The sequence below is a fragment of the Mycobacterium sp. RTGN6 genome (assembly GCF_033804605.1).
Taxonomy (GTDB): domain Bacteria; phylum Actinomycetota; class Actinomycetes; order Mycobacteriales; family Mycobacteriaceae; genus Mycobacterium.
This window is the reverse complement of sequence record NZ_JAPZKZ010000006.1, coordinates 275,726-288,465: the sequence shown is the minus strand read 5'-3', so window position 1 is coordinate 288,465 and position 12,740 is coordinate 275,726. Positions and strand designations below refer to the sequence as shown.

The window sequence follows — 12,740 nt, the reverse complement described above, 5'->3', positions numbered from 1 at the left end:
CTACCCGGAGAGGTTGAAGTTGCCGGACGCGCCGTAGACGGCGAGTGAGATGAACAGGACGATGGTGACGACCACGATCAGCGACGTGCGGACGGCCTGGCCGACCGCGATGCCGACGCCGACGGGGCCACCGGACGCGTTGTACCCGTAGTAGGTATGGACCAACATCACCGCGACGGACATGACGATGGCCTGGAGGAACGACCACAACAGGTCTGTCGGCACCAGGAAGGTGTTGAAGTAGTGGTCGTACAGGCCCGCGGACTGGCCGTTGATGAACACGGTGGTGAACCGCGCGGCGAAGAACGCGGCCAGTACCGACAATGCGTACAGCGGCACGATCGCGATCAACCCGGCGATGATGCGCGTCGACACCAGGTAGGACACCGAGTGCACCGCCATCGCCTCGACGGCGTCGATCTCCTCGGCGACGCGCATCGCGCCCAACTGTGCCGTGGTGCCCGCCCCGATGGTGGCCGCCAACGCGATGCCCGCAATCACCGGCGCCACGATGCGGACGTTGAGGAACGCCGACAGGAAGCCGGTCAGCGCCTCGATGCCGATGTCCCCCAACGACGAATAACCCTGTACCGCGATGACGCCGCCAGACGCCAGCGTCATGAACGCCGCGACGCCGACCGTTCCGCCGATCATCACCAGCGCTCCGGTGCCCATCGTCATCTCGGCGATGAGTCGGACGGTCTCCTTGCGGTAGCGCGTCAGCGCGTTCGGGATGTAGCGGATCGACTCGCCATAGAACAGCGCCTGTTCGCCGACCGTGTCGACCGCCCTCGGGAAGCTACGGAAGAAGCGGCGCATGCGCACCGTCGCGTCGTAGCTCACTTCGTCAACACCCGGACGCCGATCGCGGTCATGATGACGTTGATCACGAACAGGCAGATGAATGCGTAGACCACGGTTTCGTTGACCGCGATGCCAACGCCCTTGGGGCCACCCTGCACGGTCAGCCCGCGGTAACACCCGACGAGCCCGGCCACCACGCCGAACAGCAGGGCCTTGACCTCGGCAAGCAGGAGCTCCGGCAGCCCGGTCAACACCGTCAGGCCATCGATGAACGCCCCCGGGTTGACGCCCTGAAGGAAGACCGAGAAGGCGTACCCGCCCGAAAGGCCGATCGCACACACCAGGCCGTTGAGCAGGAGCGCGACGAAGGTCGACGCCAGCACGCGCGGCACCACCAGCCGCTGGATCGGGTCGATGCCGAGCACCCGCATGGCGTCGATCTCCTCGCGGATGGTCCGCGCACCCAGGTCGGCACAGATGGCCGTCGCGCCTGCGCCCGCGACCACCAGCACGGTCACCACGGGCCCCAATTGGGTGATGGTGCCGAAGGCGGTGCCGGCGCCCGATAGGTCGGCGGCGCCGATCTCGCGAAGCAGGATGTTGAGCGTGAAGGCGACGAGCACGGTGAACGGGATGGCAACCAGCAGTGTCGGCACCAGCGACACCCGCGCGATCATCCACGTCTGATCGAGGAACTCGCGGAACTGAAACGGCCGCCGGAAGATCTTGACGAAGGTGTCGATGGACATCTCGACGAACCCGCCAACGGCCCGGGCCGGAACCGCAAGCTGTTCGATCAAGCTCGGCTCCGTTCTTCGGGGCGGGGACGATCGGGCGTCATGGCGAAGGGTCCGTTATTGACGCTCGCGCTAGCCCCATCGCCCGTGGTTAAGCGTTGCTCTTAGTGAGCCGGCTCATATTAACTAGAACGTGTTCGCAGTGTCAAAGAACCGCAAGATCCGCCGCAATAAGCCTATCTATGCTGTTCAGGGCAAGTGTGACGCGGATCATTCTGGAACGTGTTCTACCGTTATCGCGGGGTTGACAACGTGGCACTTCAGTCTCGCGACTCCATCAGTCCAGTAGCGGAGAAACCACGTTCCGGATCACGGTCAGCAAAGTATTCGCGCAACGTCTCGTCGAGGTCTGCCGCAGCCCACGCGTCGGCTGGCGCGGTGAAGTGCTGCTCCGCGATGGGCGCCGCAACCAACGTCACGGTCGGACCGTAAACGATGAACAGCTGTCCGTTGACCCCTTCGGAGGCCGGCGACGACAGGAACCGGACCAGGTTGACCACGTGCTCGGGTGACAGCGCGTCGACCTTGCCCTCGGCCAATTCCGGTGCGTCTCCGAACACGTCGGCGGTCATCGCGGTCCTGGCCCGCGGCGCGATCGCATTGGCCCGAACGCCGTAGCGTCCCAGCGCGCGCGCGGCCGTCAGCGTCAACGCCGTGATGCCCGCCTTCGCCGCGCCGTAGTTGGCCTGACCGACTGGACCGGCGAGCCCGGCCTCCGACGACGTGTTGACGATGCGCCCATAGACGGTGCCGCCGTTGGACTTTGCCTTGTCCCGCCAGTAGGTGGCCGCGTTGCGCGTCAGGAGGAAGTGACCGCGCAGGTGCACGGCGATGACGGCATCCCAGTCTTCGTCGGTCATGTTGAACAACATGCGGTCACGCGTGATCCCCGCGTTGTTGACCACGATGGCCAGGCCGCCGAGGCCGTCGGCGGTCGCGACCAGCTCGTCGGCGGTGCTGCGCTCGCTGATGTCGCCGGGCACCGCAACGCCCTTGCTGCCCACCGCAGCAATCTCGGCGAGCACGTCGGAGGAGTCCAGTGCGGGGGCGATGTCGTTGACCACCACCGTGGCGCCCGCACGCGCCAGCCCGATGGCCTCGGCCCGTCCGAGCCCCGCTGCCGCACCTGTGACCACCGCGACCAGGCCAGACAGGTCCGTCGCGTCAGATTGTGTCGTCAATTTATGAATACCTCTAGTCTCTGCGGATCAAGGCGGCTCTTGGGCATTCCTGGATGGCCTGCTCCGCGAGCTCCTCCTGGTCGTCGGGTACGGGATCGAGCTTGACGACGGCGTAGTCCTCGTCGTCGAGATCGAACAGGTCCGGGGCAATTCCAAGGCATACCGCGTTGCCTTCGCAGCGGTCGCGATCGACTTCAACTCGCACGACAAACCTCCCTGCAGTACTCGCACCAACCGTGTGCGGGCCAGAATACGACCTCACTCGACGGATGCCAGTGTGACACCGGCCTGGACCCCAAGACTAGAACGTGTTACAACCGGGAAAGGCAGTGCCCCTGTTTGGGCCCAAGGTTCACGGACGAAAGAGGAAGTCGCCATGCGCATCGGATACACGCCCGAGCAGGAGGAGTTGCGCCGCGAACTGCGCGCGTACTTCACCAAGCTGATGACCCCCGAGCGAGCCGAGGCGCTGTCCAGCAGTGAGGGCGAGATGGGCCGGGGCAACGTCTATCGCGACACCGTCCAGCAGATGGGCAAGGACGGCTGGCTGACGCTGTCCTGGCCCAAGGAGTTCGGCGGCCAGGCGCGGCCGCCGATGGACGGCCTGATCTTCAACGACGAGGCTTCGATCGCCAACGTGCCCGTGCCGTTCCTGACGATCAACAGCGTCGCGCCGACGATCATGCACTTCGGCACCGAGGAGCAGAAGAAGTTCTTCCTACCCAAGATCGCCGCCGGCGAGCTGCACTTCGCCATCGGCTACTCCGAGCCGGGCGCGGGCACCGACCTCGCCGCGCTGCGCACCGCCGCGGTGCACGACGGCGACGACTACGTCATCAACGGCCAGAAGATGTGGACCAGCCTCATCGCCTACGCCGACTACGTGTGGCTGGCCGTCCGCACCAATCCCGAGGCCAAGAAGCACCGCGGCATCTCGATGCTCATCGTGCCGACGACGGCCGACGGCTTCTCCTGGACGCCGGTGCACACCATGTCCGGCGTCGACACCAGCGCCACCTACTACCAGGACGTCCGTGTCCCGAAGTCAGCGCTCGTCGGCGAGGAGAACGGCGGCTGGAAGCTCGTCACCAACCAGCTCAACCACGAACGCGTCGCCCTGGTTTCGGCGCAGCCGATCTTCTCGGCGCTCGACGGCGTCCGCGAATGGGCGCAGAACACCAAGGACGCACACGGCCGACGTCTGATCGACTCGGAATGGGTGCAACTCAACCTCGCTCGCGTACACGCCAAGGCCGAGGTGCTCAAGCTCATCAACTGGGAACTGGCCTCGACCGAGGCCGCCCCTTCGCCCGCCGACGCATCGGCGGCCAAGGTGTACGGCACCGAGCTGGCCACCGAGGCCTACCGGCTGCTCATGGAGGTGCTCGGCACGGCGGCGACGCTCCGCAAGGACACCCCCGGCGCGCTGCTGCGTGGCCGCATCGAACGCATGCACCGCTCTTGCCTGATCCTGACCTTCGGCGGCGGTACCAACGAGATTCAGCGCGACATCATTGGCATGGTGGCCCTCGGCCTGCCCCGAGTGAACCGGTAAGAGAGACTTTCACATGGACTTCACGTCTGCAGAAGAGACCAACGACCTCAGTGGCCTGGTGCGCGACATCACCGAATCGGTATGCACGCCTGACCACTTCAAGGAACTCGACAAACTCGAAGAACGCTTCGACTCCGCGTTGTGGAAGAAGCTGATCGACGCCGACGTGCTGTCCGCAGCCGCACCGGAGTCGTTGGGCGGCGGCGGTTTCGGCGTGCTGGAGCAGTCCGCGATCCTGACCGCACTGGGCCGCCAGCTCGCAGCGGTGCCCTACCTGGAGTCGGTCGTGCTCGGCGCGGGCACCCTCGCGAAGTTCGGCTCCGAAGGGCTGCAGAAGGATTGGGCGACACCGGCCGTAGCGGGAGCGAAGATCCTGACCACCGCGCTGGACGGCGAGATGGGTCAGGGTCCCGTACAGGCTCAGCAAAATGGCACCGGCTACCGGCTGACCGGGACCCGCGCGCTCGTCGCGTTCGGTCCGGTCGCAGACGCGTTCCTGGTGCCGGCTGAAACGCCCTCGGGCGAGCAGGTGTTCCTGGTCGCCAAGGACGACGCCGGCGTGACGGTGACGTCGCTCGACACCACCGGCCACGGCAGCGTCGGGCAGCTGGATTTGCAGGGCACCGAAGTCGGCGCCGACCGCGTCGTCGGTGGCACTGAGGTCCTCGACTGGATTCGCACGCTATTCACGCTGGGCCACAGCGCCTTCCAGCTCGGCGTGCTGGAGCGCGCCCTGGAGCTGACGGCGACCTACGCCCGTGAACGCGAGCAGTTCGAGCGTCCCATCGGCAGCTTCCAGGCCGTGTCATCGCGACTGGCCGACGGGTACATCGACATCAAGGGCCTGCGCCTGACGCTCACCCAGGCGGCGTGGCGGCTCTCGGAGGAGCTGCCCGCCGCACTCGAGGTCAACAGCGCAGCCTTCTGGGCTGCCGAGGCGGGGCATCGGGTGGCCCACACCACGGTGCACGTGCACGGAGGCGTCGGCATCGACACCGACCACATCGTGCACCGGTACTTCCTGGCGGCCAAGCAGACCGAGTTCGCGGTCGGTAGCGCGACGGGGCAACTGCTGCGCATCGGCCGCGAGCTCGCCGAGACGCCAGTCTGACGCGTCCTGCGCAGGTGACCGCTCCTCGAAACCCGACCGTCGCGGAGCTCCTGGCGCCGCTCGTGGACGTCACGGATCGTGGCGTCCACGACGAGACCGGGTTCGTCACGTGGCGCGACCACGTCCGCTCCGGTGCCCAACTCGCGGCCGCACTGCGGGCGCGCCTTGACCCCGACGCGCCGCCACACGTCGGCGTGATGCTGAGCAACACGCCGTTCTTCTCGACGGTACTGGTGGCGGCGGGCTTGGCCGGCCTGGTTCCCGTCGGGCTCAACCCGACGCGCCGTGGGGATGCCCTTGTCCGCGACGTCGTCCGGGCCGACTGCCAGCTTGTGCTGACCGACGACACGGCACTGATGCCCGAAGGACTTGCCCACGTCGACGTCGAATCCGACTCGTGGGCAGCAGAACTCGCCGCTCACCAGGGCGCACCCGTCGAGTTCGCGGATGTGGACCCCGACGACCTGTACATGCTGATCTTCACCTCGGGCACCAGCGGCGAGCCCAAGGCGGTCCGCGTCACGAACGACAAGGTGGCCTTCCCCGGCCGCATGCTGGCCGAGCGGTTCGGGCTCGGTCCGGCCGACACGGCCTATCTGTCGATGCCGCTGTTCCACTCGAACGCGGTGATGGCGGGCTGGGCCGTCGCGGCTGCCGCGGGAGCGTCGATTGCGTTGCGCCGCAAGTTTTCCGCGTCGCAGTTCATTCCCGACGTGCGGCGCTACCACGCCACGTACGCGAACTACGTCGGGAAGCCACTTTCGTACGTGCTCGCGACGCCGCCGCGCGACGACGATGCGGACAATCCGCTGAGGTTCCTCTACGGGAACGAGGGGGCGCCACGCGACCTGGTGCGCTTCGCCGAGCGGTTCGACGTGACGGTCGTCGACGGCTTCGGCTCCACCGAGGGAGGCGTCGCGGTCGCGCGCACGCCCGACACCCCGGACGGATCGCTGGGCCCGCTGACCGACGAGGTGGCGATCGTCGACGTCGATACCGGGGCACCGTGCCCGCCCGGCACCGTCGGCGAACTGGTGAACCCCAAGGGCCGCGGGTGGTTTCGCGGCTACTACGGCGACGAGGGCGCGGAAGCCGAGCGGATGGCCGGTGGCGTCTACCACTCGGGCGACCTCGCCTACTGCGATGAAGCCGGCTACGTCTACTTCGCCGGGCGCCTCGGTGACTGGATGCGGGTCGACGGCGAGAACCTGGGCACGGCACCCATCGAACGCATTCTGCTGCGCCACCCCGACGTCGCCGAGGCCGCCGTGTACGCCATCCCCGATCCCGCCGTCGGAGACCAGGTGATGGCCGCGCTGGTGCTCAGTGCGCGCGCCGAGTTCGACGCGGCCCGGTTCGAGGCGTTCCTGTCCGAACAGCCCGATCTCGGACCCAAGCAGTGGCCGAGGTACGTCCGCGTCAGCACGGGCCTGCCTCGCACGGCGACGTTCAAGGTGCTCAAACGAGCACTGTCGACCGAGGGCACCGATTGCGCCGATCCGGTCTTCGAGCTCAGCCGGTAACCTCGCAGGGGTGGGCTACCGCGAGTTGCCACCACCCACCGCGCTGCGCGAGCTGGTCGAGGCAGCGTGGGTGGTCGACGGCCCGGGCGACGTAGTACGCGTGCTGCCCGACGGCTGCATGGACCTGATCCGGATGCATGGCCGCGTCGTGGTCGCAGGCCCCGACACGGCGGCATCGGTGAGCGCGCGCGGCCCGGAACCCTTCGCGGGACTGCGTTTTCGGCCAGGCGCGCTGCCCCGGCTGCTCGGCGTGCCCGCCGCGGAGCTGCGGGATCAACGGATTGCGCTCGACGAGCTCGGCATCACCTGCCCCGAACGGCCGTTGACGGAGCTGGCCAGCGAGTTGGCGGCCCGCGCGCCACGCAACGAGCTGGCGCCGTGGTCGCTGACGACGCTGCGCCACGTGACCGCGCGGCTGGCCGCCGGAGCGCCGGTTGCCGAGGTCGCGAGTGACGCGGGTTGGTCGAACCGCACCCTGCAGCGCCAGAGCCATGCCGTCTACGGGTACGGGCCCGCGACGCTGCGGCGGGTGCTGCGGTTCCGTCGCGCCGTGTCGATGCTGCGCGCCGGACGGGCACCCGCCGACGTCGCGGCGGCGGCCGGGTATTCCGACCAGCCGCATCTGCATCGCGAAGTGCGTGCGCTCGCAGGCACCACAGTCGCCGGGCTGGCCGGCGATTAGCCCAGCAGGGCGAACAGGTCCACCCAATTCCCGTCCGGGTCGGAGACGGTCGCATAGCGCATCCCCCAGGGTGCGTCGTACGGCTTCAACGTCCCGGCATGGCCTGCCGCGGTGAGCTTGTCGAACAGCGCGTCGACCTCGGACGGGGAGCCCAAGCCGAACGCGAGCGCGACCCGGCCTGTCCAACTTCCCGGGTCGCTTCGCTCCTGCCCGCCGGACGATTCCGGCGGTGCCCACCCGGGGTGCATTCCTGCGATGGTTTCGTCGGTGTCGAACGACAGCGTGTTGCCGCCGGGCAACTCGACCGCGACGTGCGGAGCTTCCGGATCGGGAACCGCCAGGCCAAGCAGGCGATAGAAGTCCAGCGACCGTGCCAGGTCACTGGCGAAGAGCTGGAACACCGTCGATGTCACGCGAATATCCATGGCCGAAACGGTAGGCCGCCGCAGCGGCGGAGTCGTGAACGAATCGGACAACCCGAAACGCTAGATCCGCTAACGAGCTGTCCTACTCTGACGCCATGGCGATCGATCCGTCCGCGGTGGACCTGTCCGGGCGCATCGCGGTGGTCACCGGCGGCGGGTCCGGGATCGGCCGCGGCATCGCCGCGGGCCTGGCCGCCTTCGGCGCGTCCGTCGCGATCTGGGAACGCGACGAGCAGACCTGCGCGGCCACCGCCGAAGCCGTCGGCGCACTGGGCATCCCGACCGACGTCAGGGAATCCGCGCAGGTAGATGCCGCCCTGGCCCAAACCGTCGGAGAGCTCGGGCCCGTCAGCGTGTTGGTGAACAACGCGGGCGGCGTCTTCGCATCTCCACTGCTGGAGACGTCCGAGAACGGATGGGATGCGCTGTACCGGTCCAACCTTCGGCACGTGCTGCTGTGCACACAGCGAGTTGCGCGGCTGATGGTCGAGCACGCGCTCGGTGGCAGCATCATCAACGTCACCTCGATCGAGGGGGTGCGCGCCGCACCGGGATACGCCGCGTACGCCGCCGCCAAGGCAGGCGTCGTCAACTACACCCAGACCGCGGCCTTGGAGCTCGCCCCCCACGGCATCCGGGTCAACGCATTGGCGCCCGACTTCACGGTGACCGAGGGGCTGGCCCGGATGTCGTCGCCCGAGGGTTTGCGAAACGCCGCCCGCATGGTCCCGATGGGCCGCGCCGGCCACGTCGACGAAATGGCAGGAGCCGCTGTCTTCTTGGCGTCAGGGCTATCGAGCTACGTCACCGGACAGACGATCCACGTCGACGGTGGCACGCACGCGGCTGGGGGCTGGTATCCGCATCCGGAGACCGGCGACTACGTGCTCGGCCCCACGTGAGGAGTCTTGACTGGCAACGAGACTGAGCAAATCAAGGCGAGTAGATCTACTCACCCAGAAAGGCGTGGCTTTTGAGCTACGCTTCGCTGCGGAATGGCCAACGGTGAAGTTTGCCCGCAGCCACCATGTGAAATCGTCCAATTACGAGGAGTAAAAGAAATGAGAGCATCGGCGCTGACCGGTGTGGCTGCGGCCATCACTGCCCTGGCCGTCGTGCTGTCCGGCTGCGGTTCGGACACAAAGACAGCTACGTCCACCAGCTCGAGCGCAGATAGCTCGACCAAGTCCTCCAGCAGCAAGACTTCGACTACGAAGAAGAAGCCGAAGGTCGAGCAGACCCCGGAGGAGAACGCCCCAGGGCCCAACGACACCATCGCGAGCTACATCGAGAAGAACGGCATCCAGGAGTCGCCCGTCAAGATGGGTGATCCCGGCTCGCCGACCATCGATCTGCCCGTTCCTGAGGGCTGGGAGCCGGCCGGTGAGGACACCCCGGACTGGGCGTACGGCGCGATCGTCTACACCGGGCCCGAGGCCGAGGAGTACACGCCAAGCGTCGTGGCCATCGTGTCCAAGCTGACCGGTGACGTGGACCCCCAGGCGATCATCGACCTTGCGCCAGGCGAGTTGAACAACCTGCCCGGCTACAAGCCGATGAACGAGGGCAGCACCAGCACGCTTGGCGACTACCCCGCCTACGTGCTCGGTGGAACGTGGGAGTCCGAGGGACAGACCAAGCTCGTCGCCCAGAAGACGGTGGTGATCCCGGGACCCGACGGGCTCTTCGTGCTGCAGCTCAACGTCGACGGCCTCGAGAACCAAGGGGACATCGTCGGTTCGGCAACGGATGCCATCGACAACGAGACCAAGATTACGTTCTAGGTCTCACCAACGCCGAACGCCGCCAAGGACATTCGCCTTGGCGGCGTTCGCCGTTGGCTCAGTTGTCGCGGATGCCGTCGAGGCGCGTGGTGGCGTCTTCGAAACCACTGACGAGCTCGGCGATGATGTCGGCGACGGGGCGAATCTCGTTCATCCGGCCGACGATCTGGCCGACGGGCATCGCGATGGTGGTGGGGTCGGACGACTCGCTCATGCGCTGATGGGCCTCGCTGACGAGAATGTTCTGCAGCGGCATCGGCAGCGGCTCCGGAGCGCCCTCGGCATCCCAGGCATCGGTCCAGCGGCTCTTGAGCAGCCGGGCCGGCTTGCCGGTGTAGATGCGCCTACGCACCGTGTCACTGGAACCGGCCGCGAGCAGGGCCTGCTGGATCACCGAAGCGCCACCCTCGGTGCGCACGCCGAGGTCGTACTCGGCCGCAGTGAGAAACGCCGAACCCATCCAAACGCCTTGCGCGCCAAGGGCCAGTGCCGCCGCGACCTGCCGCCCGGTGCCGATACCGCCCGCCGCCAGCACCGCGGCGCTGCCACCAAGCGCGTCAACCACTTCGGGCACCAACACCATCGACGCGATCTCGCCGGTGTGGCCGCCCGCCTCGTGGCCCTGGGCGATGACGATGTCCACTCCGTTGTCGACGTGGCGCAGCGCGTGCTTGGCGCTACCGGCCAGCGCCGCCACCGGAACACCGGCGGCGTGCACCTGGTCGATGACGTCCTTCGGGGGTGAGCCAAGTGCGTTGGCGATCAACTTGATCGGGTGCTTCAGCGCCACCTCGACGTGGCTGCGCGCCACTGAGTGCAACCAGCCGAGCACGCCTTCGGAGCGCTCTCCGTCCGCGGGCAGCGGTGGCACCCCGAGGTCGGCGAGTGTCTTGTCCACGAAGTCGCGGTGCGCCTGCGGGATCAGCTTGTTGATGTCGACGCTACTGCCCTCGGTCGGAACCTTGGCGGGCATGACGATGTCGACGCCATATGGCTTGCCGTCGGTGTTCTCGTCCATCCACTGCAGCACGGTTTCGAGGTCGTCGGCGTCGTTGAACCGCACGCAACCCAACATGCCGAGCCCGCCGGCCCGGGTGACCGCGGCGGCCACCTTCTCCGACGGCGTGAAGACGAAGATCGGGTACTCGATGCCGAAGCGCTCGCAGAGTTCAGTCTTCATGCTTGCACCCCAGCGTGTTTGGCGTGCACGTCGTCGGCAGGCCGTTCCTCGGTGGTGTCCTTGGCCCAGCGGTAGTCGGGCTTGCCCGCGGGCGAGCGCTTCACCTCGTCGACCAGCCAAAGACTGCGCGGCACCTTGTATCCCGCGATCTCCTTGCGGACGAAGGCGTCGAGGTCGGCCAACGTGAGGCGGGTGCCCTCGCGCGGCTGCACGACGGCGGCGACGTGCTGGCCGAAGCGGGGGTCGGGCACCCCGACCACCAAGGCGTCGAACACGTCGGGGTGGCCCTTGAGTGCGGCTTCCACCTCTTCGGGGTAGATCTTCTCGCCGCCGCTGTTGATCGACACCGAGCCGCGGCCCAGCATCGTCACGCTGCCGTCGGCCTCCACCTCGGCGTAGTCGCCCGGAATCGCGTACCGCACACCGTTGATCGTCTGGAACGTCTCGGCCGTCTTCTTCTCGTCCTTGAAGTAGCCAACCGGGATGTGGCCCTTCTTGGCGATGATGCCGCGCACACCCGAGCCCGGGACGACCTCGTTGCCGTCCTCGTCGAGCACGACGGTGGTCTTGTCGATGGTGACGCGCGGCCCACCGGTGTGCGACTGCCCCTTGGCGACGATGCTGGTGCCGCCGAAGCCGGTCTCCGAGGAGCCAATTGAGTCGGTGATGATGCGGTTGGGCAGCAGCTCGAGGAACTTCTCCTTGATGCTGGTCGAGAACAACGCCGCGGTGCTGGCGAGCAGGAACAGCGACGACAGGTCGTACTCGTTTCCCTTCTCCTGGTGCGCGAGCAGCGCGTCCAGCAGCGGGCGGGCCATCGCGTCGCCGGTGAAGAACAGCAGGTTGACCTTGTGCTCGTGGATCATCCGCCAGACCTCGTCGGCGTTGAATTCCGGTGCCAGCACCACGGTTTGGCCGGAGAACAGCGACATCCACGTCGCCGACTGGGTGGCGCCGTGGATCATCGGCGGGATCGGCAACCGGATCATCGGCGGGTTCTCCGCGGCCGCCTTCGACAGGTCGTACTCGTCGGCGACGGGCTCACCCGTCGCAAAGTCGGTGCCGCCGAACAGGACTCGGTAAATGTCCTCGTGGCGCCACATGACGCCCTTCGGGAAGCCGGTGGTGCCGCCGGTGTAGAGCAGGTAGATGTCGTCGGCGCTGCGTGGGCCGAAGTCGCGCTCGGGTGAGCTTTCGGCGATGGCGGAGTAGAACTCGACGCCTCCGTAGCGCTGATAGTCGTCGTCACTGCCGTCCTCAACCACCAGGATGGTCTTGACGTTCGGCGTCTCCGGCAGCACGTTGACGACGCGGTCGGAGTAGCGGCGCTCGTGCACCAACGCGACCATGTCCGAGTTGTCGAACAGGTAGCGCAGTTCACCCTCGACGTAGCGGAAGTTGACGTTGACGAGGATCGCGCCCGCCTTGACGATTCCGAGCATCGCGATGACGATCTCGATGCGGTTACGGCAGTAGAGGCCGACCTTGTCGTCCTTTTTCACACCGTTGTCGATGAGGTAGTGAGCAAGCCGGTTGGCCTTCTCCTCCAACTCGGCGTAGGTGAGCTGCTGGTCCCCGGAAATGAGGGCGACACGGTCAGGCACGGTGTCGATGGTGTGCTCGGCAAGATCGGCGATATTGAGGGCCACGGAACCTAAACTAGAACGTGTTACATTTCGAGACAAGTCTGTGGCGACG

Annotated in this window: 13 protein-coding genes; 6 read left to right on the top strand and 7 right to left on the bottom strand. The window is 67.0% G+C overall.

The window, feature by feature from the left end:
- The 4 genes from SLQ33_RS16845 to SLQ33_RS16830 all read right to left on the bottom strand — a co-directional run bounded on the left by SLQ33_RS16845 (position 1) and on the right by SLQ33_RS16830 (position 2,987).
- On the bottom strand, positions 1-843 hold the full coding sequence (locus tag SLQ33_RS16845; protein ID WP_319455001.1) for an ABC transporter permease: 843 nt from the start codon (positions 841-843) through the stop codon (positions 1-3).
- Positions 840-1,604, bottom strand: coding sequence for an ABC transporter permease (locus SLQ33_RS16840; protein ID WP_319455000.1), 765 nt, complete (start codon positions 1,602-1,604; stop codon positions 840-842). The genes SLQ33_RS16845 and SLQ33_RS16840 overlap by 4 nt, the downstream gene beginning before the upstream one ends.
- A 257-nt stretch (positions 1,605-1,861) precedes the next feature.
- Positions 1,862-2,782, bottom strand: coding sequence for a 3-oxoacyl-ACP reductase (locus SLQ33_RS16835; protein ID WP_319454999.1), 921 nt, complete (start codon positions 2,780-2,782; stop codon positions 1,862-1,864).
- A gap of 13 nt (positions 2,783-2,795) precedes the next feature.
- Complete coding sequence (locus tag SLQ33_RS16830) at positions 2,796-2,987, bottom strand: ferredoxin (protein WP_319454998.1); 192 nt, start codon at positions 2,985-2,987, stop codon at positions 2,796-2,798.
- 171 nt (positions 2,988-3,158) lie between these two features.
- Here SLQ33_RS16830 and SLQ33_RS16825 point away from each other — a divergent pair, with 171 nt between their 5' ends.
- Genes SLQ33_RS16825 through SLQ33_RS16810 form a run of 4 tightly spaced genes read left to right on the top strand, consistent with a single transcriptional unit; the run spans position 3,159 to position 7,653 of the window.
- The gene (locus tag SLQ33_RS16825) at positions 3,159-4,337 is read left to right on the top strand and encodes an acyl-CoA dehydrogenase family protein (protein WP_319454997.1); all 1,179 of its coding nucleotides are present in this window, start codon (positions 3,159-3,161) and stop codon (positions 4,335-4,337) included.
- A gap of 13 nt (positions 4,338-4,350) precedes the next feature.
- Entirely contained in the window at positions 4,351-5,448 is a 1,098-nt protein-coding gene (locus SLQ33_RS16820) for an acyl-CoA dehydrogenase family protein (protein ID WP_319454996.1), read from the top strand.
- Between the two features lie 14 nt (positions 5,449-5,462).
- Positions 5,463-6,971: a long-chain-fatty-acid--CoA ligase FadD17 gene (fadD17, locus tag SLQ33_RS16815; RefSeq protein WP_319454995.1), complete on the top strand. Its 1,509-nt coding sequence runs from the start codon at positions 5,463-5,465 to the stop codon at positions 6,969-6,971.
- 10 nt (positions 6,972-6,981) lie between these two features.
- Positions 6,982-7,653, top strand: a complete 672-nt coding sequence (locus SLQ33_RS16810; RefSeq protein WP_319454994.1) for an AraC family transcriptional regulator — start codon at positions 6,982-6,984, stop codon at positions 7,651-7,653.
- On the opposite strand, the gene SLQ33_RS16805 is transcribed toward SLQ33_RS16810, so the two are convergent.
- Positions 7,650-8,078 carry a VOC family protein gene (locus SLQ33_RS16805; RefSeq protein ID WP_319454993.1) on the bottom strand — a complete coding sequence of 143 codons (429 nt, stop codon included), beginning with the start codon at positions 8,076-8,078 and terminating at the stop codon, positions 7,650-7,652. The genes SLQ33_RS16810 and SLQ33_RS16805 overlap by 4 nt on opposite strands.
- A 95-nt stretch (positions 8,079-8,173) precedes the next feature.
- On the opposite strand from SLQ33_RS16805, the gene SLQ33_RS16800 reads away from it, so the two are divergent.
- Both SLQ33_RS16800 and SLQ33_RS16795 read left to right on the top strand, forming a co-directional pair.
- On the top strand, positions 8,174-8,980 hold the full coding sequence (locus SLQ33_RS16800) for an SDR family oxidoreductase (protein WP_319454992.1): 807 nt from the start codon (positions 8,174-8,176) through the stop codon (positions 8,978-8,980).
- 159 nt (positions 8,981-9,139) lie between these two features.
- Complete coding sequence (locus SLQ33_RS16795; protein WP_319454991.1) at positions 9,140-9,862, top strand: LpqN/LpqT family lipoprotein; 723 nt, start codon at positions 9,140-9,142, stop codon at positions 9,860-9,862.
- 58 nt (positions 9,863-9,920) lie between these two features.
- Here the strand turns inward: SLQ33_RS16795 and SLQ33_RS16790 are convergent, their stop codons facing one another.
- Together SLQ33_RS16790 and SLQ33_RS16785 are read right to left on the bottom strand one after the other, a co-directional pair.
- Positions 9,921-11,042 carry a nitronate monooxygenase family protein gene (locus SLQ33_RS16790; protein ID WP_319454990.1) on the bottom strand — a complete coding sequence of 374 codons (1,122 nt, stop codon included), beginning with the start codon at positions 11,040-11,042 and terminating at the stop codon, positions 9,921-9,923.
- Positions 11,039-12,727 (bottom strand): acyl-CoA synthetase, encoded by a 1,689-nt coding sequence (locus SLQ33_RS16785; protein WP_319455173.1) that lies wholly within the window; start codon positions 12,725-12,727, stop codon positions 11,039-11,041. The genes SLQ33_RS16790 and SLQ33_RS16785 overlap by 4 nt, the downstream gene beginning before the upstream one ends.
- Between the last annotated feature and the right edge of the window lie 13 nt (positions 12,728-12,740).